Source organism: Saccharopolyspora sp. NPDC049426 (assembly GCF_040676935.1).
Taxonomy (GTDB): Bacteria; Actinomycetota; Actinomycetes; order Mycobacteriales; family Pseudonocardiaceae; genus Saccharopolyspora.
Map to the genome: position 1 here is coordinate 108,847 of NZ_JBFAPZ010000004.1, position 25,826 is coordinate 134,672.

Here is a 25,826-nt window from a genome sequence, read left to right on the forward strand (position 1 = left end):
GTTCGAGCCGGAGGGTGGCACCGGCTGACTACCGGGAACCGGCCTTCAGATATGTACGGCCAAAGCTCGGATAGTGTCGCGCCGGGTTGGGGGAGTGTCAAACCGAAATTGGGGCGCTGGATTTGAGCGTGCGGCATTTTCGCAGGAAGCGGGCGTTGACAGCGTGCGTTCGCGCTTGCAGGATTGGCCGTACATTGTCGTCGAACTGCGCGGTGTTCGAGGCGAGCCCGGTTCCGGGCTCGCCGGCGCCGCGCACGATCGGGAGCGCGGATGGAATCGGCAGCTGAGACGTTGGCGCGATGGGCGCACGAACTGGTCCCCGATGCCGAGGACCTGGCACTCGCGCAGCGCTCGTTGGTCGACACCCTCGCGGTCACCCTTGCCGCCCGCGATGACGACCTGGTGCGGATCTCCGCCGGGCTGCCGGACGCGGCGCGCTGGGCGGCGGTGGGGCACGTCCTGGACTTCGACGACCTGCACATGGAGTCCACCACCCACATCAGCGTGGTGTGCGTGCCCGCGACGCTCGCGGCGGGGGGCGACGCGCGCGCCTACCTGGCCGGAGCGGGTGTCATGGCGCGGATCGGGACGGCTTTGGGCTGGTCGCACTACGCGAGCGGGTGGCACGCGACCTGCACCGCCGGTGCGCCCGCTGCCGCCGTCTGCGCCGCCGTGGCTCTCGGCTTGTCGCGCGAGCAGATCGCGACGGCGATGGCTCTGGCGGTTCCGGCCGCCGGTGGCGTGCAGCGAGCGTTCGGGTCTTCCGGCAAGTCGTTGCAGGTCGGGTTCGCCGCGGATGCCGGTGTTCGCGCGGCCCGGCTGGCCGCCGCCGGTGCCACGGCCGATCCGTCCGCGGTGGACGCCTGGCTGCGCCTGGTCGGAGGTGATCCCGAGCGGATCGAGGTGACCGGACCGGCGGTTCCCGGAGGCCTGGCGATCAAGATGTTCCCCTGCTGCTACGCGCTGCAGCGGCCGATCAGCGCGCTGCGCGAACAGCTCCCCGCGCCGATCACCCCGGCCGAGGTGACCGAGATCGACGTGCGCACACCGGCCTGCGCGGTGCAGCCGCTGATCCACCACCGCCCCAACACCGGTCTGCAGGGCAAGTTCAGCATGGAGTACGCCGTGGCCACCGCGTTGCTGGACGACCATCCCGGTTTCGGCAGCTTCACCGACGGGTCGGTCAACCGGCCCGAGGCCCAGCGCCTGCTGAAGCTCGTGGAGATGACCGAAACACCCGGTGGTGATTGGCTTCTCGCAGGAGAGGTCGACATCACCGTGACGCTGGCGGACGGGACGCGGCACGCCGTCGCCTTGCAGCTGCCCCCGGGATCACCCGGACGGCCACCATCCGAACAGGACATGACGGCCAAGATCGCCGACTGCGGCCAAGACGTCCCCGCCCTCCTGTCCGATGTGGACTGGAAGCGGGCTGCGGAGGTCCTGGCCGAGCATCTTCCCGGGGCCGCCGTCCACGAACAGGAGAAGGAACCCGCGTGAACAGCCTCAACGAACAAGAGCAGGCCATCGTCGACACCGTCCGCGACTTCGTCGACCGCGACGTGCGCCCGGTGGCTCGCGAGCTGGAGCACGCCAACGACTACCCCGAGAAGCTGATCGAGCAGATGAAGCGGCTCGGCATCTTCGGCCTGGCCATCCCCGAACCCTACGGTGAGGTCGCGGTGTCCACGGCGTGCTACGTGCAGGTCACCGAGCAGCTCGCCCGCGGCTGGATGAGCCTGGCGGGGGCCATGGGCGGGCACACGGTGGTCTCCAAGCTGATCCACACCTTCGGCACCGAGCAGCAGAAGCAGCGCTACCTGCCGAAGATGGCCACCGGCGAGATCCGCGCCACCATGGCGCTGACCGAACCCGGCGGAGGCTCCGACCTGCAGGCGCTGACCACCAGCGCGCGCCGCGACGGCGACCACTACGTGATCAACGGTTCGAAGACCTGGATCACCAACGCCCGCCGTTCGCAGCTGGTCGCTCTGCTGTGCAAGACCGATCCGCAGGCCGAGCCCAAGCACCGGGGCATCAGCATCATCCTCGTCGAGCACGGCGAGGGCTTCACCGTCTCCAAGGACCTGCCCAAGCTCGGCTACAAGGGCGTGGAGAGCTGCGAGCTGTCGTTCACCGACCACCGCGCCCCGGCGAACGCGCTGCTCGGTGGGGAGGAAGGCCGCGGCTTCGCCCAGATGATGAAGGGCCTGGAGATCGGCCGCATCCAGGTGGCCTCCCGCGCGCTGGGCGTGGCGCGCGCCGCGCTCGACGACGCGCTGCGCTACTCCCAGGAACGGGAGAGCTTCGGCAAGCCGATCTGGAAGCACCAGTCCGTCGGCAACCACCTCGCCGACATGGCCACCCGGTACACCGCCGCGCGCCAGCTGGTGCTGCACGCTGCGGAGCGCTACGACAGCGGACAGCGGTGCGACATGGAAGCGGGCATGGCCAAGCTGTTCGCCTCCGAAGCCGCCATGGAGATCGCCCTCAACGCGGTCCGCGTGCACGGCGGCTACGGCTACTCCACCGAGTTCGACGTGGAGCGCTACTTCCGCGACGCGCCGCTGATGATCGTCGGAGAGGGCACCAACGAGATCCAGCGCAACGTCATCGCCTCCCAGCTGGTCGCGCGCGGGGGACTCGATGCATGATCAGCTCATGATCACCGCGCATCCGCGACGACCGACGGGCTGTCGGCTATGAGCATCAGGGAGCACAGCGGCGAAGCGGCGTACAAGGTCCTCGCCCGCGAACTGCGGCAGGCGATCCTGCAACGCCGCTACGTCGACGGCACGCGGCTGCCCACCGAGGCGGAACTGGCCGACGAGTACGAGGTCAGCCGCCAGACGGTGCGCCGCGCCTTCCACGACCTCGTGGCCGAAGGCATGGTCTACCGCGTGCCAGGCCGGGGGACGTTCGCCGCGCCCCGGGACGGCCAGTACCTGCGCCAGTTCGGTTCCATCGAGGACCTCATGGGGCTGTCGCTGGACACCCAGCTGGAGGTGCTCCGGCCGCTGCGGCGCAAGGTCGACATCGACGCGGCCAGCAGGCTCCGCTTGGACAGCGACGTCGTGCACACCGTGGTCTTCCGCCGCACCCACGAGGGCGACTCCTTCTGCCACACGACGGTGCACCTGCATCCGGCGGCGGCCGCCGCGCTCGGCGACGTGCCGGAGCTGGGGGAGGTGGGGGCCGTCAGCGACGCCACGATCATCGGTCTGCTCGACACGCGGTTGCCGACGCCGATCGCCGAGGCGGAGCAGAGCATCACGGCCGCCTCCGCGGATCAGACGCTCGCCGACGCGCTCGGGTGCGACGTCGGTGATCCGCTGCTGCGGGTGGACCGGATCTACCTCACCACCGATCAGCAGCCCGTCGAGCTGGCCATCAACCACTTCTTGCCCGAGCAGTACTCGTATCGCGTGAAACTCCGCCGCAGCACCCACTAGCGCTGCGTCGTTCGACACCGGGAGGAAAGCCCATGCTTCCGCTGGAGGGCATCGTCGTGGTCGCCCTGGAACAGGCCGTGGCCGCCCCGTTCGCGACCCGCCAGCTGGCCGACCTCGGCGCGCGGGTGATCAAGGTCGAACGGGCCGGTGGCGATTTCGCCCGCGACTACGACACCACGGTCAACGGCATGGCCAGCCACTTCGTGTGGCTGAACCGGAACAAGGAGAGCGTCGTCCTGGATCTGAAGTCCGACGAGGGGCGGCGGGCGATGGACAAGCTGCTGGCCAAGGCGGACGTGTTCCTGCAGAACCTCGCGCCCGGTGCGGCGGCGAGGCTGGGCTTCGGCGCTGATGAGCTGCGTTCCCGCCACCCGAGGCTGATCGTCGGCGACCTGTCCGGTTACGGCAGCGATGGCCCCTACCGCGACAAGAAGGCCTACGACCTGCTCGTCCAGTGCGAAGCCGGGCTGGTCTCCATCACCGGAGGCCGCGACGAGCCCGCGAAGTCCGGGATCTCGGTGGCCGACATCGCGGGCGGGATGTACGCCTACAGCGGCGTGCTCACCGCACTCTACGAGCGTGAACGCACCGGCGAGGGAAGCGCTTTCGAGGTGTCCCTGCTGGACGCGCTCGCGGAGTGGATGGGTTTTCCGTACTACTACACGGTGTACGGCGGCAAGTCCCCTTCGCGCACCGGTGCGCGGCACGCCGCGATCGCCCCGTACGGCCCGTTCGGCGCGGGAGGGGGAGCGCAGGTGTTCCTGGCGGTTCAGAACGACCGCGAGTGGCGCAAGCTGTGCGAGGAAGTGCTGATGCTCCCCGACCTCGTCGAGGACCCGAGGTTCGCGACCAACCCGGATCGCGTCGACAACGAGCGGGAACTCACCGCGGCGATCGAGGCCGCGTTCGCCGACCTAGCGGCGGAGGAGGTCGTCGCTCGCCTGGACCGCGCGCAGATCGCCAACGCCCGGATGCGCACCGTCGAGGAGTTCGCCGACCACCCGCAATTCGCGGACCGGAACCGCTGGCACGAGGTCGATTCGCCGGTGGGTCCCCTGCGGGCTCTGCAACCCCCGGTGACTCTCGCCGGCCGCGCACCCCGCATGGACCGCATCCCCGACGTCGGCGAACACACCGACGCGGTCCTGGCAGAACTCGGCGACGAACCCGTCTGACGAGAGGTCTCGAACACCCGCTCACCTCTCGCATCGCCCGTGCAACGCTCTCCCGGGTGGCGCAGACTCGGGGTGACGTCCGGACCGGGGAGCGGCGCATGGGCAGGGTGATCAGCGACATCACGGTCTCGGCCGACGGGTACGCCGCGGGGCCGAACCAGAGCGAGCAGCGGCCGTTCGGCGACGACGGCGGTGACGGCTCGGGCAGCGAACTGCACGCGTGGATGTTCGACGACGCCGACGACAACCGCGCCGAGATCGACAAGGTGGCCGACGCGGGCGCGTTCATCATGGGCCGCAACATGTTCGGGCCGCTGCGCGGCGAGTGGGACCGTCCCTGGAACGGCTGGTGGGGTGACGATCCTCCGTTCCACGCGCCCGTTTTCGTCCTCACCCACCACGCGCGCGAGCCGCAGCCGATGGAGGGCGGCACCACGTACCACTTCGTCACCGACGGGATCGAGTCGGCGCTCGCCCAGGCACGTGCCGCCGCCGGGGACCGCAACGTGTCGGTCCAGGGCGGCGCGACCACCATCAACCAGTACCTCGCCGCCGGCCTGCTCGATGAGCTGCGGCTGCACATCGTGCCGCTCACCCTCGGCGCAGGCACCCGGGTGTTCGAGGGCGTGCCACCGCTCAAGCTCGAGCAGCTGACCTCACGAAGCACCAGCCGCGTCACCCACGTGACCTACGCCGTGCTGGCCGGCTGATCCGCTCGTGGATGTGCGAACGGCCCGTTGATCCGCCTGGGCGGACCAACGGGCCGTGGGAGATGCCTGGTCAGGCGCCGCGCCAGACCGGGGGGCGCTTCTCGGCGAAGGCGCGGGCGCCTTCTTGGGCGTCGGCGGAGCCGAAGACCGGTGACGCGATCTCGGACTGATGGCTGAACGCTTCGGCGTCGGTCCAGTCCACGGCGCCGGCGACGATCTGCTTGGTGGCGCGCACCGCGAGCGGCCCGTTCTCGGCGATCCGCGCGGCCAGCGCCCGGGCCTCGTCGAGGGCGTGTCCGGGTTCGGTGAGGGCGTTGATCATGCCGTGCTGGTGAGCGACCTCGGCCGTGAGCGGGTCACCGGTGAGCGCGACCTGCATCGCCAGCTGGTAGGGCAGCGTCTTGGGCAGTCGCAGCAGCCCGCCCGCGGCGGCGACCAGGCCGCGCTTGACCTCGGGCAGCCCGAACTTGGCGTCGCGGGCCGCCACGATGAGGTCCGCGCTGAGCGCGAGCTCGCAGCCACCGGCCAGCGCCCAGCCTTCGACCGCCGCGATGAGGGGTTTGGTCGGTGGCTTCTCGGTGAGGCCGCCGAAACCCCGGCCGGGGATGCTGGGCCGTTCGCCGCGGGTGAAGGCCTTGAGGTCCATGCCCGCGGAGAACGTGCCGCCTGCCCCGGTGAGGATGGCGATGGTCAGGTCCGAACGCGATTCGAACTCGTCGATGGCGGCGGCGATGCCGTCGGCGACCGAGCGATCGACGGCGTTGCGGGCCTCGGGGCGATTGATCGTGATCAGGGCTACCCCGTCGGCGAACTCCGTGAGGACGCTGTCGGTCATGGTGTCTCCTTCACTCTGCTGTACCGCACCCGAGCATGCGTCGCCGTCGATCAGTCGGCAAGGACCTGGAAGCCGTTGAGGAACTGCTTTGCTTGGCGGTGCAGGTGGCGGAAACCCCCGAACGGGAAACCGCTGCGGCCCTCCTGCTCCGGGTGCACCGACTCATGTATGCCAATACACCACGTCGGCGCGTCCTCACAGGAGAACCACCTCAGAACCCGCAGCGGTGCCGGCTGAGTCCCACACCTGAAACAGCGGCTCCGCCGCAATCCTGAACAGGACCTAGTGCAGCGTCTGCGGTGTTCGCTCCTCGGCCGGTGCCGGTGCCGGTGCCGGTTCGGCGGGTACGGGTGTCTGGCGTGGGACGAACTCCGTGGTCAGGTCCTTCCAGAAGCCGACGGCGACGCCGATGAGGATGAGCAGGAACGGTGCTGAGCTGACGATCACCATCTGCTGCAGCGAGTCCAGGCCGCCCGCGGCCAGCAGCGCGATCGCCGCCGCACCGGTCACCGCGCCCCACAGGGCAAGGATCCACGAGGGCGGGTTCTCGGTGCCCCGGCTGGTCAGCATGCTGAGCACGAAGGTGTTGGCGTCGGCGCCGGAGACGAAGAACAGTACGACGAGCACGATCGTCACGAGCGAGGTCACCGTCGACAGCGGCAGCGACTGGAGGGTCGCGAAGAACGCCGAGTTCTCGTCCCCGGCCGCGGCCACCGCGATCTTGGTGCTGCCCACCAGATCGCTGTGGATCGCGGTGCCGCCGAAGGCGGTGAACCAGAGGGAGAACACCACGCTGGGCACCAGCAGCACGCCCACGACGAACTCCCGGATCGTGCGGCCTCGCGAGATCCGGGCCAGGAACACGCCGACGAAGGCCGCCCACGACAGCCACCAGGCGAGCATGAAGTAGGTCCACGACTGCATGAAGTCGAGGTCGCCGTTGGCGGGGGTGATCAGGCTCGTCGACACCAGCTCGCTGACGTAGCGGCCGATCGACTGCACGTAGAGGTCGACCAGGTAGATGGTGGGGCCGACGACCAGGACGAACACGAACAGCAGCGCCCCCAGTCCCATGCTGGTCTCGGAGAGGAACCGGATCCCGCGTGCGACGCCGGTCAGGGCCGAGGCGGTGAACAGCAGCGTGATGACGGCGATGATCGCGAACTGCACCGGCCGGGAGTCGGGGATGCCGAACAGGGCGGTGAACCCGCCGTTGATCTGCAGGGCTCCCAGCCCGAGCGAGGTGGTGGTGCCGAACAGCGTGGCCAGGACCGCGAACACGTCGATCGCCCCGCCCGCGACTCCGTCGACGCGACGGCCGAGCAGCGGCCGGAACAGGGCGCTGACCAGTCCGGGACGGCCTCGGCGGAACATCGACCAGGACATCGCGAGGCCGACGACCGCGAAGATGCCCCAGGCGTGCAAGCCCCAGTCGAAGAACGAGAACTGCATCGCGGTGACCGCCGAGCCCGGCGTCATCGGCTGCGCCAGGCCGTGCGGTGGCTCCGCGAGGTGGGAGGTCGGCTCGGTGACGCCGTAGGAGATCAGGCCGATCCCCATCACCGCCGAGAGGATCATCGCGTACCAGGTGACGCGGCGGAATGCGGGCCGCTCGTCGTCGCGGCCGAGGCGCAGGCTGCCGTACCGGCTGCACGCGAGGAAGGCCAGGAAGGCCAGGAACCCGAGCGAGACCAGCAGGTACGCCCAGCCGAAGCCCCGCGTGATGCCGTCGAGCGCGGCGGAGCCGACCCGCGACAGCGAGTCGCCGGCGGCGGCGCCCCACACGGCGATCGCCAGCGCCAGGGCGAGCGAGACGTACAGGACCGGTCCGGGCCGCCGGTGATCGGGCGACGCGGTGGGTGATTCAGACAATCGGTGACTCCGTGAACTGGGGGAACGACGGTGGGGCGACCTGTTGCGGGCACGCGTGACGCCGTCGCGGGGAAGAAGACCGTGACGCCGGGACCGACATGACGCTCGTGCTTCGGAAGAGGTCTCCGTGACTGGGTCGGCGGCGTGGGGACGGGGTTGGGCCGTTGCGCGGGGGATCACCGGCGGACGCGTGCGCTGCGGTTTTGGGATGTTGCCGTTGCTCGCAGCAGCGGCGACGACGTTCGCGCTGGTCAAGCTCGCCGGGAGCGGGAAGGGAGCTTACCGGCCAGGACGAGCCCCCAGGCGCGCGGGGCGGTCTCCGGCCGCGGCGTCGAACCCGCCTTGGAACCGGGCGCACACGCCCGGTGACCGGGTCGGGACACGCGGTGTTCCGAGAGCGGTGGGAGCACCTGCCGGGTCGCGCCGGTTTCAGCTGCGGCGGATCTCCTTGCCGTGGGCCACGAGCGCGTAGATGACCACGACGTCGAGCACGATGACGATCGCCGACCACAGCGGGTAGGCCGAGAAGAACGCGATGTTGGTCAGCAAGCTCAGCGCGGCCAGCGCGATCGCCAGGACCCTCGCCCAGGTCTTCCCGCTCATCACGCCGATCCCGGCAGCGGCCAGCACCGCGCCCATGACCAGCAGGCCCATGCCCACGCCTGCGACGCTGACCTGCACCGACGTCCCGGAGGACACCACGTACATCGAATCCGAGCGCGTGAGCGCGGTCAGCCCGTTGATGAACTGGACGATCCCGACCGCCACCAGCACGAGCGCACCGAAGTAGATCCATCCGGCCCATCCCGTGCGAGCGGGGTGGGCTCCACGCGTAGCCATGGCGGGCTCCTCCACGGTCGGTTCCCGGCGGGCGGACCTGGACGGTCGGCCGCCGTTCGCCTCCACGATGTCCACCGCGGCGTGGAGTCCACCAGGGCCGAAAGCCCTGGGCGGGGGCTCGCGCCGCGCCTGTTCGGTCCACTGTGGAGTGCTGCTGTCGACACGCTCCTCCATGACTTCTCCGGTGCTGTGCGGGAGAGTCGGTACCGTGCAGCACGGTAGCCACCCGCGACCGCTTCTCGTCCGCGCGAAGGGACTCGACGCATGACCGATTCCGCCGGCTCTCCGGTGCCCGCCACCGAGACGCCGCAGCGAGGTGATGTCAACAGCGGCAGCGCTCCGGAGTCGACGTTGCTCCGAGCGCTCGCGGATGCCGGTGTGCCGGCGGATGCCTCACCTCGCCGGCGTGCCGAGTACTCCTACGACGCCTCCAACTACCGCGTCGAGCCGCTGGCGGTCGTGTTCCCGCGCACCGTCGACGACGTCGTGGCAGCCGTCGAGGCGTGCCGGGCCACCGGGACCGCGATCATCGCCCGAGGTGGCGGGACCTCGATGGCGGGCAACGCCGTCGGCCCTGGGCTGGTCCTCGACTTCTCCCGGCACATGGACCAGGTGCGCGCCATCGACGAGGACGCCGGAACGGTCGACGTGCAACCCGGCGTCGTCCTCGCGACGCTGTCGCGCGAGGTCGAGCGCGGCACCGGCGGCCGCCGCACGTTCGCGCCCGATCCCTCCTCGAAGAACCGCGCCACGGTGGGCGGGGCGATCGGCAACGACGCGTGCGGCAACCACTCCGTGCGCTACGGGCGCACGTCCGACCACGTCGCCGAGATCGACCTCGTGACCTCGGACGGCGCGCGGCTGACGGCCACCGATGCAGGTCTGCGCGCCACCGACCCGGCCGACTCCTTCTCTGCAGCGCGAGCGGACGCCCTCGTCGCCTCGTTGGCCGCGCTCGCCCAGGAGCACCTGAGCGCGTTCCGCCTCGAACTCGGCCGCATCCCCCGGCAGGTCTCCGGCTACCACCTGGAGAACCTGCTGCCGGAGAAGTTCAACATCGCTCGCGCGGTCGTCGGCTCCGAGGGAACGTGGGCCGTGGTGGTCGGCGCGCGCATGAAGCTGGTGCCGAAACCGGCCAGCGCGCTGCTGGTGTGCCTCGGCTACCGGGACGTGGTCGACGCCGCCCGCGACGTCCCGACGATCCTGGAGTTCTCCCCGGCCGCGGTCGAAGGCACCGATGAGGCCATCGTCGCCACGATGCGCCACCGCCGGGGCCCCGACTCGGTGTTGGGGCTGCCCGAGGGTCAGGCGTGGCTGTTCGTGGACCTCGACGGCGACGACCCGGAATCGGTGCGCGCCCAGGCGGACCGGCTGCTCGACCGGCTCGGCGAGAACGGTCGGCTCGTGCAGGGCCGCAAGGCCGCCGACCCCGCTGAGCGCGCGTCGCTGTGGCGGGTCCGGGAGGACGGCGCTGGCTTGTCCTCCCGCCTGGCCTCGGGCGGTGAGTCCTGGCCCGGCTGGGAGGACGCCGCCGTGGCCCCGGAACGGCTCGCCGATTACCTCGCCGATCTCCGCGAACTCCTGGCCGAGCACGAGCTCACCGGGGTGATGTACGGCCACTTCGGCGCCGGCTGCATGCACATCCGCATCACCTACGACCTGCGCACCGATGAGGGGCGCCGGGTCTTCCGCGAGTTCACCCGGCAAGCAGCGGAACTCGTCGTCCGGCACGGCGGTTCGCTCTCCGGCGAGCACGGCGACGGCCGCGCCCGGTCCGAACTGCTGTCCATCATGTACTCACCGGAGGTGATGGCCGCCTTCGCCGAGTGCCGAGAGCTGTGGGACTCCGCGGGAATCCTCAACCCCGGTTCGGTGACCGATCCCGACCCGATGGACGGCCACCTGGCTCTCGCCGGTGTGCCGGAACGCCAATGGCGCACCAGCTTCGAGCTGAGCCCGGCCTCGGCCGGGCGGGATCCGTGGGTCCACGCCGTGCAGGGGTGCATCGGCGTGGGTCGGTGCCGCGCGGACACCGGGGGAGTGATGTGCCCGAGCTTCCGCGCCACCCGGGACGAGAAGGACTCGACGCGCGGCCGCGCCCGCGTGCTGCAGGAGGTCGTCCGGGGCGCCCGCACGGTGGAGGAGGGCTGGCGGTCGGAGGAGGCCCGGGAGGTGCTGGACCTGTGCCTGTCGTGCAAGGCGTGCGCGACCGATTGCCCGGCGGGCGTGGACATGGCCACCTACAAGTCGGAGTTCTTCGACCACTACTACCGCCGTCGTCGCAGGCCGCGGTCCCACTACTCGCTGGGCTGGCTGCCGCGCTGGTTGAAGCTGACCGGTCGCGTCTCGGGTCTGGTCAACGCGGTCCTGGCGACACCGCTGGGCAAGGCCGCGGCGGCAGCGGGTGGGCTCACCACCAAGCGCGCGCTGCCCCGGTTCGCCGGTGCGGGGGAGTGGCGTCGCGAGATCACCGACGCCGGAGCCCGGGGTTCGGCGGTGCTGTTCGTCGACACCTTCACCCGGGGGTTCCGGCCCGAGGTCGCCGGTGCCGCCGCCCGCGTCCTCGGTGACGCCGGTGAGACCGTCGCGTGCTCGGCGGACGCCTGCTGCGGTCTGACCTGGATCTCCACCGGCCAGCTCGGCACCGCCAAGCGCCTGCTCGCCAAGACGGCCGCCGCGCTCGACGACGGCACGGACCGGCCGATCGTCGTCGTCGAACCGAGCTGCGCCGCCGCGCTGCGCAAGGACCTGCCCGAACTCGTCCACACCGAGCAGGCCAGACGTGTCGCCTCCCGCGTGCGCAGCTTCGCCGCGCACGTCGCCGACCGGGTGTCGGGAGGCTGGGTGCCGTCGCCGGCACGGCCCGCGCCGCAGCGGGCCGTGCTCCAGACGCACTGCCACGAGCACTCGGTGTTCGGAGCCTCCGCGCAACGGAGAGCGCTCGAGGCGGCCGGGGTCGGCGAGGTCGTCGATGCGACCGGATGTTGCGGCGTGGCCGGGAACTTCGGCTTCGAAGCCGAGCACTACGACGTGAGCATGCGCGTCGCCGAGAACGCCCTCGCACCGGCGCTTCGGGACACGGGCCGCGACGACGCGGTGCTCACCGACGGCTTCTCGTGCGCTCGGCAGGTCGAGCAGCTCGCCCCGTCCAGGCCCGGGCTGCACCTCGCCCAACTGCTCGACCCGGGCCCGACCGGAACGAAGTAGCGCCTCAGGCGAACTCGTGCATGACGTGCTTGATCCGGGTGTAGTCGTCGAGGCCGTACTTGGAGAGGTCCTTGCCGTAGCCGGAGTGCTTGAAACCGCCGTGCGGCATCTCGGCGACCAGGACCATGTGCGTGTTGACCCAGACGCACCCGAAGTCGAGTCCGGCCGTCAGGCGCTGGGCTCGGCCGTGATCGGTCGTCCACACGCTGGAGGCCAGCGCGTAGTCGACGTCGTTGGCCAGGCTCAGCGCCTCCTGCTCGTCGCGGAAGGTCTGCACGGTCAGCACCGGGCCGAAGATCTCCTCCTGCACGACCTCGTCGTGCTGGCGCACGCCGCCGATCACGGTGGGCGCGAAGAAGAACCCGGCGTCCCCGACGCGGTGGCCGCCGGTGAGCACCCAGGCGTGGTCCGGCAGCCCGTCCACGATCGCCCGCACCCGGTCCAGCTGCGCGGCGTTGTTCAGCGGACCGAACGCGGCGTCCACATCGGACGGAGGTCCGCAGCGCCGCGCGGTCGCCCGCTCGACGAGCTTGGCGGTGAACTCCTCGGCCACCGATTCCTCGACGAGCACGCGGGTCGCGGCGGTGCAGTCCTGGCCCGCGTTGAAGAACCCGGCATCGGCGATGCCCTCGGCCGCTGAGTCGAGGGAGGCATCGGCGAAGACCAGCGCGGGAGCCTTGCCGCCGAGTTCCAGGTGCACCCGCTTGACGTCCTGCGCTGCTGCTCTGGCGACCTGCTGCCCGGCACGCGTCGAGCCGGTGATCGACACCATGGCCGACACCGGGTGGGAGACCACCGCGCGGCCGGTGTCGCGGTCGCCGCAGACCACGTTGAGCACGCCGGGCGGCAGGATCTCGGCGGCCAGCTCGCCGAGCAGCGCCGCGGTGACCGGCGTCGTGTCGGCGGGCTTGAGCACCACCGCGTTGCCCGCCGCCAGGGCGGGCGCGACCTTCCACACAGCCATCATCAGCGGGTAGTTCCAGGGCGCGACCTGACCGACCACGCCGACCGGTTCGCGCCGCACGTACGAGGTGCGCCCCGGCGCGTACTCCGCCGCCGCCGATCCGTCCAGGACGCGTGCCGCACCGGCGAAGAAGCGGATCTGGTCGACCGAGGCCGCGACCTCCTCGGTGCGGGTGGCCTCCACCGGCTTCCCGGTGTTCTCGGTCTCGGCCGCGACGAACTCATCCGCCCGGCGCTCCAGCTCGTCGGCCAGCCGCAGCAGGAGCCGCTGCCGCTCGGCCGGAGTGCTCAGCTTCCAGTCCCGGAACGCGCGCTCGGCCGACCGGTAGGCGGCGTCGACGTCGTTCTCCGAGGACAGCGGGGCGTTGCCGAACACCTCGCCGGTGGCCGGGGCGATCAGAGCGGTCGTCCGCCCGCCTTCGGCCGGGACCGACTTGCCGTCGACGACGTTGTGAACCGCGCGCATCAGGCACCTCCGTTGGGCAGCACGCTGAGCAGCTCGTAGGCGACGTGAGCCGCTGCGATCCCGGTGATCTCGGCGTGGTCGTAGGCGGGCGCCACCTCCACGAGGTCGGCGCCGACGAGGTTGAGACCGTCGAGGCCGCGAACGATCTCCAGCAGTTCGCGGCTGGACAACCCGCCCGCCTCGGGAGTGCCGGTGCCCGGCGCGAAACCGGGGTCGAGCACGTCGATGTCGACCGACACGTACACCGGACGCGTGCCCAGCCGGGTCCGGATCCGCTCGATGATCGTGTCCAGCGGGGTCCTGGCGAAGTCGCGGCAGTGCACCGCGGCGAAGCCCATCCGCTCGCTCTCGTCGAGGTCCAGCCGCGAGTACAGCGGACCCCGGATGCCCACGTGCATCGAGTGGTCGAAGTCGATGAGCCCCTCCTCGGCGGCCCTGCGGAACGGCGTGCCGTGCGTGTGCGGCGCGCCGAAGTAGGTGTCCCAGGTGTCCAGGTGCGCGTCGAAGTGCAGCACCGCGACCGGGCCGTGCCGTTCGTGCTGCACGCGCAGCAGCGGCAGGGCGATGGTGTGATCGCCGCCCACGGTGAGCAGGGTTCGCCGCGTGCCCGACAGGTCGCGGGCCGCGGTCTCGATGGTGCTGATCGCCTCGTCGATGTCGAACGGGTTGATCCCCACGTCGCCGGCGTCGGCGACCTGGCGCACCGCGAACGGCTCGGCGTCCAGAGCCGGGTTGTAGGGTCGCAGCAGCCGGGAGCTCTGCCGGACGTGGTTGGGCCCGAACCGGGCACCTGGCCGGTAGCTGACCCCGGTGTCGAACGGCACGCCCCACACCAGCGCATCGGCGTCGCCGACCTCGCTGAGCCGGGGGAGCCGGGCGAACGTGGTGTCTCCGCCGTATCGGGGGACGCGGGTGGCGTCCACCGGGCCGATGGGTTCGGTCACTTCCGGTCTCCTTCGGACTGGGCTGCCACGATCTCCGCGGCGGCGCGCTTGCCGGACTCGATCGCACCGTCGATGAACGCCCGCCACCGGCGAGCGGTGTGCGAACCGCCGAAGTGCACCCGGCCTTCCGGCTCGCCGACGGCGATCTCGTACCGCGCGAACTGGCCGGCGCGGAACGTCGCCCAGGTTCCCCTGTTGAACTCGTCGTTGACCCAGTCGTGCGATTCCGATGCGAGCACCTCGGCGTCCGGCGCGAACTCGCGCACCGCGCGCTGCACGTCGCCGAGGTCGGTGGCGTCGACCCGGTCGTGCTCCGGGGCGAAGCACACCAGCACCACACCGTCGTCGGTGGTGCCCATGGCGCCGACGTAGTCGAAGCTGGTGCCCCAGCCGAAGCCGCTGATCTCGGGGTCGACGCCGCGGGCCAGCGCCCACACCTTCTGGCCCTGCCCGGCGTGGTTCTCCTCGCCGATCGCCCGCTTGGCGGGTGTGAGCGGTGGGGTGAACTCGATGTCGCGCCACACGCCGACCGGGGTGGTCATCAGCACCCGGTCGGCTCTCGCGGAGCCGCCGTCGTGCTCGACGGTCACGCCGTCGGCGTCGGCGCTGACCCCGCGGACCGGGCTGGACAGCCGCAGCTCGGCGGCACCGTCCGCGCGGATCGCCTCGGCTAGCGACACCGTTCCTTCGGCGAAGGTGTGGCCGAGCACGCTGGCCTGCACCATGCCCCACAGCGAGTTGTCCATCGAGGACAGCCACCGCAGGATGTCCAGCGCCGAACCCGTTTCCTCGCTGGCGTTGGCGCAACCGCAGAACCACGAGATGAGCAGTTCCCGGGCGTTGCCGGTCAGGCCCGCGTCCTCGGCCCACTGCCGGATCGGCACGTCCAGATCGGCGAGGTCCTGCTCGGACAGCGGGCGTTGCGGGTCGAGCCGGGAACCGGCTTCGACGAGAGCGCGCAGCGCGTGTTCCAGCGCGCCGTACTGCTCGGGCGGGACCGGGAGCAGCGAGTCGAGCACCTCGCCGTGGTCCGACCAGGTCATCCGGCCGGGAAGTTCGCTGTCGACGACCGGGATGCCGTAGCGCTGCACCTCGCCCCAGACGTGGGTCTGCTGCGGGACGATCCAGGTGCCGCCCATCTCCAGGCCGAACCCGCCGAGCGCGTCCGGCCGGTACCAGGTCGATCCGCCGATGCGGTCCCTGGCTTCCAGGATCAGCACGCTCTTGCCTGCTTCCCGCAGATCGCGTGCGGCGGTGAGTCCGGAGAACCCGGCGCCGACGACGATGACGTCGAAGTGGTCCATCTCTTGCTTCCTCATCTTCAGGTGCCTCAGGCGGATGCGGCCTGGGCCGGGACTTCTTGTTTCGCCGCGTCCGGGACCGGTTGCGGGGAGCCGATCGTCAGCAGCAGGTAGGCCGCTGCGGTGGTCACCGCCGCGAGCGCGAAGCTCAGGTCGAGGCCGAACGTCCACTCGATCAGCGGCCCCCGGAAGAGGGCGGTGTCGACCGACAGCAGGCCGACCGCCGAGCCGATCGCCCACGCCGCCACGGCTCGCAGGTTCCAGCCCGCCGTGAACCAGTAGAGCCCGCCTCGGGAGCGCCGGTTGTAGACCTGCAGGGCGTCCGGGTCGTACCGGCCTCGGCAGCGGTGGAAGCCGATCAGCGTGATGACCGCCCACGGGGTGCCGATGGCGGTCAGCAGCAGCACGAAGGCGGTGACCGCGTCCTCGGCGTCCCACACGAAGTAGCCCAGGAACACCAGGGCGGTCGAGGCCACCGAGGTCAGGATCGTGGCCTGGACCCGCGACAGCGGCGGCAGGATCGCGTCGAGGTCCAAGCCCATGCTGTAGATCAACGCACCGGCGTTGCCGATCGTGCCGAACACGCCGTTGAGCAGCAGCGGGATCAGGAACCACACCGGTGCCGCCGCCACCAGCGGGCCGACGTAGTCGTCGGCGGCGCCGGAGGCGAACGCGGTGAACGTGCCGAACAGCTGCGGCACGAGCAGGCCCAGGACCATGCCCACGGCCGAGGCGACGAACACCGACGGCCCCGAGTAGCGCTGGGGCGAGACGTAGCGGCTGTAGTCGCCGAGCAGCGTGATGAAGGCCATCGGGCCGCTGAGCCCGGCGGCGACCGCCGAAAGCGCCCAGGTGGTCCAGAAATCGCCCATCGCGTACCCGGCGTCGGTGACCGGTGCGGTGCTGAACTTCCCGGCGTAGGCGATGATCCCCAGCGCCATGAGCGCCAGCGTCCCGGCCGCCACCCACTTGCTCATCCGCGTGAGCAGCCGGTACCCGAAGATCGCGATGAGCACCGACAGCACCGCCAGCACCGCGTAGGCGACGGAGAAGCTGGCGCCGCCGTCGGGAAGGCCGAACAGCCGGTGCAGCGGGCCGACGATCGCCGCGCCGCCGGTCCACACCGTCAGGGCCGCGTAGCCCAGCGACAGCAGCAGCCCGATCATCGAGCCGATGAGCCGGCCCCGGACGCCGAACGTGCCGCCGCTGCTGGTCGAGAGGTTGGTGGCGGTGCGGAAGGACACCAGTGCGAGCGGGGCGACCAGCACGGTACCCAGCAGCGTTCCGGCGACCATCGAAGCGATCGCCGGCCAGAACTCGAGTCCGAACGACGCGGGCAACCAGCCGAAGATGACCACGCCGAGACACATGTTGGAACCGAGCAGGATTCCCGCGACATCGCGCGGTCGTCCGGTGCGGTCGGTTTCCGGGATGGTGTCGACCCCGTGCTTCTCGATACCCGAGTCGCGCCGCTTATCCGGATGCATCAGCGCATGACCTCCTGTGAGGGCTCCGATCGGCCGTCGTTGGCCGTGGCTTCCGCACAGAGTGGTCGACCTCACCGGGCATCGGATAGTGACCGATCCTCCGAAGTCGGGAGGCCCCGTTGGACGATCGCACAACGCCGGTGCGCGATCCGCCGGTCAGCCCTGGGACAGCCCGCGCAGGGCCAGGTAGAGGTCGACTCGGTCCGAGGTGCGGGAGAGGCTGCGCCCCGTCAGCTCCTCGACCCGGCTCATCCGGTGCCGGAGCGTGTTGATGTGCACGTGCAGGCGCTGCGCGGCCTCCTGCCAGCGGCCCCCGGCGTCGAGGAACACCGCCAGCGAGGGCAGCAGATCTCCGCCCCGGCTCTCGTCGTGGTCGAGCACCGGACCGAGCAGGGCCTTCGCCGTGGCCGTCAGCAGCTCCGGATCCTGCACCGACAGCAGCAGCGCCGGACTGCTCAGCTGGTCGTGCGTCATCCAGCCGCCGTCGGCGCGCGACGAGGTCGCCTCGGCGGCGTGGGCCGCCTGCAGCAGGCTCACCCGCAGATCACCGGCCCCGCCCGGCTTGCCGACACCGAGGTGCACGACGTCGCCGGACTCGGCGAACGCGTCGTGGACGCGGCGGGCGAGCTCGGTCTCGGTGCCGCGCACGTGCGCGAAGGCGGCCACCTCGCGGCCGCGCTGCACCGCGATGCCGTTGGTGCCCAGCAGCTCGCCCAACCGCACCGAGTGCGTCGCCGGGTCCCGGCTGCGCAGCACGACCGCCGCCAGCGGCCCGTCCGGCGGCAGCCCCAGCGAGTGCAGCCGGGTGCGCACGGCGGCGGTGTCGACGGTGGCGCTGTGGACCCACTCGAACAGCTCCCACGAGTAGCGGACCTCGGTGGCGCGCACCGCCCGCACGCGCTCGATCTCCATGGCGATGAACGGCATCGCCTGCACCACGGCCGCGTGCTGCTCGACGTCCAGCTCGTCCATCGGTCGCGGCAGCAGGAGCTCGGCGTCGGCCAACCCCTCGCCGACGAGGGGCAGCGGATGGCTGGGGTGCGGCTCCTCGCCCTCGATCAGCCCGCCGCCACCGCGCACCGCCACCGGCTGCCCGAGCTGACCGGCCAGCGTGCGCAGCACCGTCTCGACGCCGCGCCGGACGCGCAGCGCGGCGACGATCGCGTCGTGCTGGCCGAGGTGGCGCCGCAGCGGGCGCTCCCACTCCGCCCGCTTGGTGCTGACGAACGCCTCGACGATCTGCAGGAACGCGACGTCGACCGGGACGACGAAGCAGGTCAGGCCGCGTTGCCGGGCGGCGTCGATGAAGTCCTCGGGAACCGCGGTCTCGGGCGGCACGATCCCGAACCCGACCGCGGCGACGTCGGCCTCGACGAGGTCGTCGATGAACGCCTCGGCGGTGATCCCGGCCGAACGCCACACGCCGGCGGTGAGCACGACCTCGCCACCGCGCAGGAACCTGCCCGGAGCGCGCACCTCGATCGTGTGGACCCAGCGGATGGGCCGGCCCACCTGACCGCGCACCCGCACCTCCAGCGCGAGTTCGGGGGTGCCCAGCAGATCGTCGACTCGCAACCGGCAACCTCCGCAACTCCGACCGACCGGCTCGGTGCCCCACCACGAGCACCGGCCCGCCGGTTATACCCCGAACCCACCCCGCTCCACCCGCACCGCTGACCGGATCTCCGTGGAAACCCGGTCAGCGGCGGCAGGACGAGAGGTCGGGGTTCACCAGGCGAGGCTGAGGTACTGGGTCTCGGTGAACTCGTGGAGGCCTTCGTGGCTCCCTTCCCGGCCGAGTCCGCTCTGCTTGGTGCCGCCGAACGGAGCGGAGGGGTCGGAGACGACGCCCCGGTTGATGCCGACCATCCCGGCGTCGACGTGCTCGGCCAGGTCGACGGCGCGCTGGAGCTCACCGGCGAAGACGTAGGCGGCCAAACCCATCTCGGTGTCGTTGACGGCGCGCAGCAGCTCGCCTTCGTCGCGCCAGGTGACGACGGGCGCCACGGGACCGAAGATCTCCTCGCGCACCACGCGCGCGTCGGCGGGCACGTCGGTGAGCACGGTCGGGGCCAGGAAGAACCCCGGGCCGTCGGGGACCTCGGAGCGAGCGGCGACGCGAGCACCGCGCGCGAGCGCGTCGTCGACCAGCGCGGTGATGTCGGCGACGGCCTGGGAGCTGATCAGCGGGCCGATCTGGTTGCCCGAGTCGGAGGCGGGACCGACGTGCAGGGCTTCGACCTCCTTGCCCAGTCGCGCGGTGAACTCCTCGGCCACGTCGGCGTGCACGTAGAACCGGTTGGCGGACACGCAGGCCTGCCCTCCGCCCCGGAACTTCGCGACCACCGCGGCCTCCACGGCCGCGTCGAGGTCGGCGTCGGCGGTGACGATGAACGGTGCGTTCCCGCCGAGCTCCATCGAGGTGTTGACGACCCGATCGGCCGCCTGGTGCAGCAGCAACCTGCCGACCCGGGTCGAGCCGGTGAACGACAGCTTGCGGACCCGGGAGTCGTCCATCCACGCGCCGACCACCGCGGCGGCGTCATCGGTCGGGACGAGGTTGACGACCCCGTCCGGGGCACCGGCTTCGGCCAGCAGCCGGGTGATCGCCAACGCGGTCAGCGGTGTTTCCGCGGCGGGTTTGAGCACGACGGTGCACCCGGCCGCCAGCGCAGGTCCGATCTTGCGGGTCGCCATGGCGGCGGGGAAGTTCCACGGCGTGACCAGCGCGGCCACGCCCACGGGCCGGTAGGTCACCAGGGTGCGGGCGCCCCCGGCGGGAGCGGTGGAGTAGCGGCCCTCCGCGCGCACGGCCTCCTCGGCGAACCAGCGGAAGAACTCGGCGGCGTAGGTGACCTCGGCGCGCGCGTCGGCCAGGGACTTGCCGTTCTCCGCCGTGATCAGCCGGGTGAGGGCGTCGTGGTCGCGGTGCATGAGCTCGTAGGCGCGGCGCAGCACGTCGGAGCGTTCCCGGGGTGGTGTCGCCGCCCAGGACGCGGCTGCTGCGGAGGCGGCGTCGACGGCGGCGGTGGCGTCCTCGGCCGCGCCGTTGGCGACGGCGGTCAGGACCTCGCCGGTGGCGGGGTCGACGACGTCGAACCGGCCCGCGCGTCCGGCCTGCCACCGCCCTGCGATGTGCAGCGCGCGGTCGGTGTCGAGGGTGTCGGGGGTGAGCACGTGATCGTCCTTTCAGGAGCGGAGGTCGGCGAACGCGGCGGAGAGCACGTCGAAGGCTTCGTGGAGCAGCTCGTCGCTGATCGTCAGCGGCGGCAGGAAGCGCAGGACGTTGCCGTGGGTTCCGCACACCAGGACGATCACGCCCTGGGCGTGCGCGGCGGTCGCGACCGCGCGGGCGAGCTCGGGGTCGGGTGCCGCCGTCGCCGGATCGACGAGTTCCACGGCCAGCATCGCGCCCCGGCCGCGCACGTCGCCGATGCGCGGGTCGGCGTCGCGCATGCGCGAGAGCCGGGGCAGCGCGAGCGCTTCGATCTCGCGGGCGCGCTCGATCAGCCCGTCCTCGGTGATCGTGTCGATCGTGGCCAGGGCTGCCGCGCAGGCCAGCGGGTTCCCGCCGTAGGTCCCGCCGAGTCCGCCCGCGTGCGCGGCGTCCATGAGCTCGGCGCGCCCGGTGACCGCCGCCAGCGGCAGACCGTCGGCGATGCCCTTGGCGCTGACCAGCAGATCCGGGACCACGTCCTCGTGCTCGCTGGCGAACATCGCGCCGGTGCGGGCGAAGCCGGTCTGCACCTCGTCGGCGATGAGCACCACGCCACGGCTGCGGCACCACTGCTGCAGCGTGGGCAGGAAACCGGCGGCGGGCACGATGAACCCGCCCTCGCCCTGGATCGGCTCGATGACCAGCGCCGCGAGATTCTCCGAACCGACCTGCTTGTCGATGACGTCGATGGCGCGTCGCGCGGCCTCCGGGCCGTCGACGTCCGGGCCGTCGCGGAACGGGTAGGACAGCGGCGCGCGGTAGACCTCGGGGGCGAACGGGCCGAAGCCGTGCTTGTAGGGCATCGCCTTGGCCGTCAGCGCCATCGTCAGGTTCGTGCGGCCGTGGTAGGCGTGGTCGAAGGCCACGACCGCCGACCTGCCGGTGGCGGCGCGGGCGATCTTCACGGCGTTCTCGACGGCCTCGGCACCGGAGTTGAACAGCACCGAGCGCTTCTCGTGCGTGCCGGGAGCGAGGCGGTTCAGCCGCTCGGCGACGGCGACGTAGCCCTCGTAGGGGGTGACCATGAAGCAGGTGTGGGTGAACTCCCGCACCTGCTGCTCGACGGCGTCGATCACGCGGGGCGCGCTGGCCCCGACGGTCGTGACGGCGATGCCGGAGCCCAGGTCGATGAGCACGTTGCCGTCGACGTCCTCGACGACGCCACCGGCGGCACGCGCGGCGAACACCGGCATCGTGGTGCCGACGCCTCGGGCGATGGCGGCTTCCTTGCGCGCCATGAGCGCTCGTGAACGGGGACCGGGGATCTCGGTCACGAGGTGGCGGTTCTGGTGAAGACCCGTGTCGGGAATGGCGGTCATGGCCCCATCCTCGGCACGCGAGGCCATGCCGTCGAATGCCTGTTTCGCACGCCACCTAGTACGTCCAGGCATACTCGCAGGTGTGGAGCTGCGCAGCATGAGGTATTTCGTGGCCGTCGCCGAAGCGGGAACCGTGAGCGAGGCCGCCAAGCGGGTGCACGTGACCCAGCCGGCGTTGTCCCGGCAGATCCGGCTGCTCGAACGCGAGCTGCGGGTGACCCTGTTCGACCGCCGCGAGGGCCGGTTGGAGCTCAGCGCGGCCGGGCGCGGGTTCCTGCCCGTCGTGCGCGACGTGCTGCACCGCGCCGATGCCGCCACCGCGGCCGCCGAGTCGCTGGCGGCCGGACGGCTCGTGCACCTGACCATCGCGGCCAGCCCGACCACGCTGACCGACGTCGTCGCCCCGTTCCTGGCCACCTTCGGGCCGCAGGACCCGCAGCCGACCGTGCAGGAGTCGAGCGGTCCGGAAGCCCTCGACCGGTTGCGCCGAGGTGCCGACCTCGCGATCGTCGCCCAGCAACCACCGGCCCTCTGGAGCACGCGGACCCTGGCGGTCCTGCCGCTGTGGGCCTACGTGCCGCAGGAGCACCCGTGGGCCGACCGCGACACCGTCGACCTCGACGAGCTCGCCGGGCACCCGCTGGTCGTGCTCGACCCCACCTTCCGGCCGCGTCAACTGCTCGACCAGGCCCTGGCCGGGGTCGGCCAGGCGTTGGCCGATCCCGTCGAATGCGGCAACGCCCAGGTCGCCCAAGCGCTCGCGGCAGCGGGCCGCGGCATCGCGGTCGTCTCGGACGACCCCCGCTTCGACCTCCACGGCCTGCGCATCACCCAGCCTGGAGGCGAGGACCTCAGCATCACCCTCCACGCCGCGTGGGACCCCGGCCACCACGCGGCTGCGTCGCTGAGCACCTTGGCGGAACGCCTCGAGACCTTCTGCGTGACCCGCTACCCCAACGCCTGAGGCGAGAGGCCTACCGGTCGGCCGATTCCGGGTAGTGCGCCGCGGTGGTGCCGCCGAGGGGCATGGGGTCGAGGCCGAGCTTGCGGTGGTCCCAGGAGCGGGTGCGGTGGACGTCGATGCGGACGGCGACGCGCTTGTGCAGCATGTGCTCCACGAGCGGCTTCACCTCGTCGCTGTAGGGGCCGTGGTAGCGCTCCCACATGCTGACGCCCACGGCCCACAGCGCGTCGGGGTCGTCGACGATCTCCGCGCGTCCTTCCAGGGAGACGCCGCGCAGCACGTCGTAGGTCAGGCCGTCCTCGATCAGGACGGTGACCCGCGGGTCGCGGCCGATGTTGACCGCCTTCTGGGCCTTGGCCTTGGTCTCGAACCAGATCACGCCGTCGATGAGCGCGAACCACATCGCCACGGCGTGCGGGTGCCCGTTGGCGCCCAGCGTCGCCAGCGTCGCGGTGCGGCGGGTGGCCAAGAACGCCGAGATCTCCTCGGGCGTCATCTGGACCTGCGCTCGTTGGTTCGCCATCGAATCCTCTCCTGTTGCTGGAGCGTCCTCACCGTGGACGCCTGGTTGGTGATCGTCAGACCGCGTCGAAGGCGACCGATGCGGCCTCGGGGTTTCGGAATCTCCGTCGCGCCGCGGGATTTCCGCCGGTTCGGCCCGTCACTTGATCAGCGGGTCGCGGGGCAGTCCGAGGATGCGTTCACCGATCTGGTTGCGCTTGATCTCGCTGGTGCCGCCCGCAATGGACAGCCCGCGGTGCAGCAGCGCCAGCGCACCGCTGAACGCGCCGGGCCCGTCCAGGTAGACCGCCTCAGGCCCGCTGAGGGCGTTCATGATGGCCGCGGCTTCGTGACCCAGTTCGGAGAGCACGAGCTTGGTGATGGCTCCTTCGGGCCCCGGTTCGTCCCCGGCGACGGCGCGGTGCGCCGAACGCACGTTGAGCATCTCCATCGCGTGGTGCTCGGCGGCGTACCGGCCGATGCGTACGGCGCCGCCGGTGAGCCGGTCGGGGTGCGCGTCGAGGTGCGGGACCATCGCCGAGGCCGGGGTGGACATGGTGCCCTGACCTCCGCCGATGCTGACGCTCTCGTTGCCGAGCGTGGCCCGCGCGACGGTCCACCCGCCGTTGATCGGACCGACGACGTCCTCGTCGGGGACGAAGACGTCCTGGAAGAAGACCTCGTTGAACTCCGAGGCGCCGGACGGCATCTTGATCGGCCGCACGTCGACGCCCTCGGCCCGCATGTCGATGACCATCATGGTGATGCCCTGGTGCTTGGGTACCTCGGGATCGGTCCGCACGGTCGCGAAGCCCTTGCCCGCCTTGTGCGCGCCGCTCGTCCAGACCTTCTGGCCGTTGACGAGCCACCCGCCGTCGACGCGCGTCGCGCGGGTCTTGATCCCGGCGGCGTCGGATCCGGCGGCCGGTTCGCTGAACAGCTGGCACCAGATGACGTCCTGGCGCAGCGCGGGGCCGACCCACCGGCTCACCTGCTGCTCGGTGCCGTGCTGGATGAGCGTGAGCACGACCCAGCCGGTGATCCCGTACTGGGGGCGCTGCACCCCGGCCGAGGCGAACTCCTGCTCCACCACGAGCTGTTCGACGGCTCCGGCCGCCCGGCCGTAGGGCTCGGGCCAGTGCGGCATCACGTAGCCGGTCTCGATCAGGCGTTCCTTCTGCCGGTCTTCGGGCAGTGCGGCCAGTTCCCGGGCGACGGCGCGGACTTCCGCGCGCAGGTCTTCGGCCTCGGGCGGCAGCTCGACGGTCCGGGCGCGGGTGACGCCCTGGCGCGTGAGCGCGGTGACCTCTCCGGCGGCCTCGTCGGCCGACAGGATCGCGCGCAGCATCGTCGCGCGGCGCACGTAGAGGTGCGCGTCGTGCTCCCAGGTGATGGCGATGCCGCCGTGCACCTGGGTGGTGAGGTTGGCGCACAGGTCGGCCGCTGGTGCGGCGAGCGCGGCGGCGGCCGCGGCGGCGAAGGTGAGCTGGTCGCCGCCGGTTTCGGCGGCGCGGGCCGCGTCCCAAACGGCGCTGGTGGCCAGCTCGGTGGCCACGGCCATGTTGGCGCAGTGGTGCTTGACCGCCTGGAACGTGCCGATCACGCGCCCGAACTGCTCGCGCTCCCGGGCGTAGGCGGCGGCGAGCTCGGTGCACTCGCGGGCGACACCGACGGCCTCGGCGGACAGGATCACGCGCGCCAGATCGACCAGCGCTCGTCGGCCTCCGGCCAGAACCGCTGCCGGTGCGCCGTCCAGGGAGACGCGAGCCGAGCGGCGGGACGGGTCCAGGTTGGCCGGAACCTCCGCGCTCACGGCCTCGCCGACCTCGACGACCACGACGTCGTCACCGGCGGGCAGCACCAGCAGCCGCGCCAGGCCGCCGCCCAGCACGGCTGGCGCCGATCCCGACGCGGTCCCTCCGGAGACCTCCAGCCGGGCGTCGAGCGCGATGCCGGCGGGCACCGACCCGTCGGCCAGGCCGGGCAGGAACCGGATCTTCGTCTCCTCGTCGCCGACGGCATCGATCAGGGCTGAGGCGATCGCGGTCGGCGCGAACGGTCCGGGCGCCACCGCCCGCCCCATCTGCTCGGCGACGATCGCGGTCTCGGCGAGTCCGAACCCGGCGCCGCCGTGCTCCTCGGGCAGGTGCAGCCCCAGCCAGCCCAGGTCAGCGGCCTCCTGCCAGAACGCAGGCAGGGATTCGGAATCAAATTCCAGCAGCGCGCGGCTGGCGCCCCGTGCTTCGCGCCGCGCCAGCAGATCGGAAGCGGTCTCAGCCAGCAGCCGGTGATCCTCGTTGATCGCGATCGACATGTCTGAAGCCTAGGTTCAAAAACGCCCCCAGCCCACCCAGGAGAGCCATCGGATCTCGCTGACCGCGTCACCGGTCTCGGCCGGTGCGACGCGGGGTGGCCGGAGAAGGACTGTCCACTGTGGTCTTCCCGGATCGATGTGTGATCCGGGTCTCAGCGGGGCGCAAGGGCGCGATGTGCACCGTCGGCGACGTCGAACGCGGAGTCCGCGCCGTCGGCGAGAAGGTCAAGCCCTGAGCGGCCTCCCGGGGGAGGCCGCC

General features: G+C 71.5%; 20 protein-coding genes. 8 read left to right on the plus strand and 12 right to left on the minus strand.

What is annotated here, in order from left to right; all coding sequences use genetic code 11:
• Positions 1 to 270 precede the first annotated feature (270 nt).
• The 5 genes from AB0J78_RS09455 to AB0J78_RS09475 are packed head-to-tail and all read left to right on the plus strand — an operon-like array spanning position 271 to position 5,337.
• Positions 271 to 1,500 carry an MmgE/PrpD family protein gene (locus AB0J78_RS09455; protein ID WP_363788254.1) on the plus strand — a complete coding sequence of 410 codons (1,230 nt, stop codon included), beginning with the start codon at positions 271 to 273 and terminating at the stop codon, positions 1,498 to 1,500.
• Positions 1,497 to 2,654 (plus strand): acyl-CoA dehydrogenase family protein, encoded by a 1,158-nt coding sequence (locus AB0J78_RS09460; RefSeq protein ID WP_363788255.1) that lies wholly within the window; start codon positions 1,497 to 1,499, stop codon positions 2,652 to 2,654. The genes AB0J78_RS09455 and AB0J78_RS09460 overlap by 4 nt, the downstream gene beginning before the upstream one ends.
• A gap of 48 nt (positions 2,655 to 2,702) precedes the next feature.
• On the plus strand, positions 2,703 to 3,452 hold the full coding sequence (locus AB0J78_RS09465; protein WP_363788256.1) for a GntR family transcriptional regulator: 750 nt from the start codon (positions 2,703 to 2,705) through the stop codon (positions 3,450 to 3,452).
• A 32-nt stretch (positions 3,453 to 3,484) separates the two neighbouring features.
• A complete protein-coding gene (locus AB0J78_RS09470; RefSeq protein WP_363788257.1) occupies positions 3,485 to 4,627 on the plus strand; it encodes a CaiB/BaiF CoA-transferase family protein in 1,143 nt (380 codons plus the stop codon).
• A gap of 56 nt (positions 4,628 to 4,683) precedes the next feature.
• Entirely contained in the window at positions 4,684 to 5,337 is a 654-nt protein-coding gene (locus AB0J78_RS09475) for a dihydrofolate reductase family protein (RefSeq protein ID WP_363788258.1), read from the plus strand.
• A gap of 70 nt (positions 5,338 to 5,407) precedes the next feature.
• Here the strand turns inward: AB0J78_RS09475 and AB0J78_RS09480 are convergent, their stop codons facing one another.
• The 3 genes from AB0J78_RS09480 to AB0J78_RS09490 all read right to left on the minus strand — a co-directional run bounded on the left by AB0J78_RS09480 (position 5,408) and on the right by AB0J78_RS09490 (position 8,884).
• The gene (locus AB0J78_RS09480) at positions 5,408 to 6,172 is read right to left on the minus strand and encodes a crotonase/enoyl-CoA hydratase family protein (protein WP_363788259.1); all 765 of its coding nucleotides are present in this window, start codon (positions 6,170 to 6,172) and stop codon (positions 5,408 to 5,410) included.
• 282 nt (positions 6,173 to 6,454) lie between these two features.
• Entirely contained in the window at positions 6,455 to 8,044 is a 1,590-nt protein-coding gene (locus AB0J78_RS09485; RefSeq protein WP_363788260.1) for a BCCT family transporter, read from the minus strand.
• A 429-nt stretch (positions 8,045 to 8,473) separates the two neighbouring features.
• The gene (locus tag AB0J78_RS09490) at positions 8,474 to 8,884 is read right to left on the minus strand and encodes a hypothetical protein (RefSeq protein ID WP_363788261.1); all 411 of its coding nucleotides are present in this window, start codon (positions 8,882 to 8,884) and stop codon (positions 8,474 to 8,476) included.
• Between the two features lie 264 nt (positions 8,885 to 9,148).
• On the opposite strand from AB0J78_RS09490, the gene AB0J78_RS09495 reads away from it, so the two are divergent.
• Positions 9,149 to 12,091: an FAD-binding and (Fe-S)-binding domain-containing protein gene (locus tag AB0J78_RS09495; RefSeq protein WP_363788262.1), complete on the plus strand. Its 2,943-nt coding sequence runs from the start codon at positions 9,149 to 9,151 to the stop codon at positions 12,089 to 12,091.
• Positions 12,092 to 12,095: 4 nt separating this feature from the next.
• On the opposite strand, the gene AB0J78_RS09500 is transcribed toward AB0J78_RS09495, so the two are convergent.
• The 7 genes from AB0J78_RS09500 to gabT all read right to left on the minus strand — a co-directional run bounded on the left by AB0J78_RS09500 (position 12,096) and on the right by gabT (position 21,788).
• Entirely contained in the window at positions 12,096 to 13,520 is a 1,425-nt protein-coding gene (locus tag AB0J78_RS09500) for a gamma-aminobutyraldehyde dehydrogenase (protein WP_363788263.1), read from the minus strand.
• Positions 13,520 to 14,464: an agmatinase gene (speB, locus tag AB0J78_RS09505; RefSeq protein WP_363788264.1), complete on the minus strand. Its 945-nt coding sequence runs from the start codon at positions 14,462 to 14,464 to the stop codon at positions 13,520 to 13,522. Before speB ends, AB0J78_RS09500 begins: the two co-directional genes overlap by 1 nt.
• A complete protein-coding gene (locus AB0J78_RS09510; protein ID WP_363788265.1) occupies positions 14,461 to 15,783 on the minus strand; it encodes an NAD(P)/FAD-dependent oxidoreductase in 1,323 nt (440 codons plus the stop codon). Before AB0J78_RS09510 ends, speB begins: the two co-directional genes overlap by 4 nt.
• An 11-nt stretch (positions 15,784 to 15,794) precedes the next feature.
• Entirely contained in the window at positions 15,795 to 17,252 is a 1,458-nt protein-coding gene (locus AB0J78_RS09515) for a cytosine permease (RefSeq protein WP_363788266.1), read from the minus strand.
• 156 nt (positions 17,253 to 17,408) lie between these two features.
• Positions 17,409 to 18,827 carry a helix-turn-helix domain-containing protein gene (locus tag AB0J78_RS09520; RefSeq protein WP_363788267.1) on the minus strand — a complete coding sequence of 473 codons (1,419 nt, stop codon included), beginning with the start codon at positions 18,825 to 18,827 and terminating at the stop codon, positions 17,409 to 17,411.
• A gap of 153 nt (positions 18,828 to 18,980) precedes the next feature.
• A complete protein-coding gene (locus AB0J78_RS09525) occupies positions 18,981 to 20,429 on the minus strand; it encodes an NAD-dependent succinate-semialdehyde dehydrogenase (protein ID WP_363788268.1) in 1,449 nt (482 codons plus the stop codon).
• 12 nt (positions 20,430 to 20,441) lie between these two features.
• Positions 20,442 to 21,788 carry a 4-aminobutyrate--2-oxoglutarate transaminase gene (gabT, locus tag AB0J78_RS09530; protein WP_363788269.1) on the minus strand — a complete coding sequence of 449 codons (1,347 nt, stop codon included), beginning with the start codon at positions 21,786 to 21,788 and terminating at the stop codon, positions 20,442 to 20,444.
• Between the two features lie 97 nt (positions 21,789 to 21,885).
• Here gabT and AB0J78_RS09535 point away from each other — a divergent pair, with 97 nt between their 5' ends.
• Complete coding sequence (locus AB0J78_RS09535) at positions 21,886 to 22,752, plus strand: LysR family transcriptional regulator (RefSeq protein ID WP_363788270.1); 867 nt, start codon at positions 21,886 to 21,888, stop codon at positions 22,750 to 22,752.
• 10 nt (positions 22,753 to 22,762) lie between these two features.
• Here AB0J78_RS09535 and AB0J78_RS09540 read toward each other — a convergent pair whose 3' ends face one another.
• Positions 22,763 to 23,275: a PPOX class F420-dependent oxidoreductase gene (locus AB0J78_RS09540; protein WP_363788271.1), complete on the minus strand. Its 513-nt coding sequence runs from the start codon at positions 23,273 to 23,275 to the stop codon at positions 22,763 to 22,765.
• 138 nt (positions 23,276 to 23,413) lie between these two features.
• On the minus strand, positions 23,414 to 25,567 hold the full coding sequence (locus AB0J78_RS09545) for an acyl-CoA dehydrogenase (protein ID WP_363788272.1): 2,154 nt from the start codon (positions 25,565 to 25,567) through the stop codon (positions 23,414 to 23,416).
• 95 nt (positions 25,568 to 25,662) lie between these two features.
• On the opposite strand from AB0J78_RS09545, the gene AB0J78_RS09550 reads away from it, so the two are divergent.
• Positions 25,663 to 25,803, plus strand: a complete 141-nt coding sequence (locus AB0J78_RS09550; RefSeq protein ID WP_363788273.1) for a hypothetical protein — start codon at positions 25,663 to 25,665, stop codon at positions 25,801 to 25,803.
• The last annotated feature ends 23 nt before the right edge of the window (positions 25,804 to 25,826 follow it).

Bases quoted from the DNA above. Each gene is read 5' to 3' on its own strand.
- AB0J78_RS09455 (WP_363788254.1), top strand. From the start codon at position 271: ATGGAATCGGCAGCTGAGACGTTGGCGCGATGGGCGCACGAACTGGTC.
- AB0J78_RS09465 (WP_363788256.1), top strand. From the start codon at position 2,703: ATGAGCATCAGGGAGCACAGCGGCGAAGCGGCGTACAAGGTCCTCGCC.
- AB0J78_RS09470 (WP_363788257.1), top strand. From the start codon at position 3,485: ATGCTTCCGCTGGAGGGCATCGTCGTGGTCGCCCTGGAACAGGCCGTG.
- AB0J78_RS09480 (WP_363788259.1), bottom strand. From the start codon at position 6,172: ATGACCGACAGCGTCCTCACGGAGTTCGCCGACGGGGTAGCCCTGATC.
- AB0J78_RS09490 (WP_363788261.1), bottom strand. From the start codon at position 8,884: ATGGCTACGCGTGGAGCCCACCCCGCTCGCACGGGATGGGCCGGATGG.
- AB0J78_RS09495 (WP_363788262.1), top strand. From the start codon at position 9,149: ATGACCGATTCCGCCGGCTCTCCGGTGCCCGCCACCGAGACGCCGCAG.
- AB0J78_RS09500 (WP_363788263.1), bottom strand. From the start codon at position 13,520: ATGCGCGCGGTTCACAACGTCGTCGACGGCAAGTCGGTCCCGGCCGAA.
- AB0J78_RS09510 (WP_363788265.1), bottom strand. From the start codon at position 15,783: ATGAGGAAGCAAGAGATGGACCACTTCGACGTCATCGTCGTCGGCGCC.
- AB0J78_RS09515 (WP_363788266.1), bottom strand. From the start codon at position 17,252: ATGCATCCGGATAAGCGGCGCGACTCGGGTATCGAGAAGCACGGGGTC.
- gabT (WP_363788269.1), bottom strand. From the start codon at position 21,788: ATGACCGCCATTCCCGACACGGGTCTTCACCAGAACCGCCACCTCGTG.
- AB0J78_RS09535 (WP_363788270.1), top strand. From the start codon at position 21,886: ATGAGGTATTTCGTGGCCGTCGCCGAAGCGGGAACCGTGAGCGAGGCC.
- AB0J78_RS09540 (WP_363788271.1), bottom strand. From the start codon at position 23,275: ATGGCGAACCAACGAGCGCAGGTCCAGATGACGCCCGAGGAGATCTCG.
- AB0J78_RS09545 (WP_363788272.1), bottom strand. From the start codon at position 25,567: ATGTCGATCGCGATCAACGAGGATCACCGGCTGCTGGCTGAGACCGCT.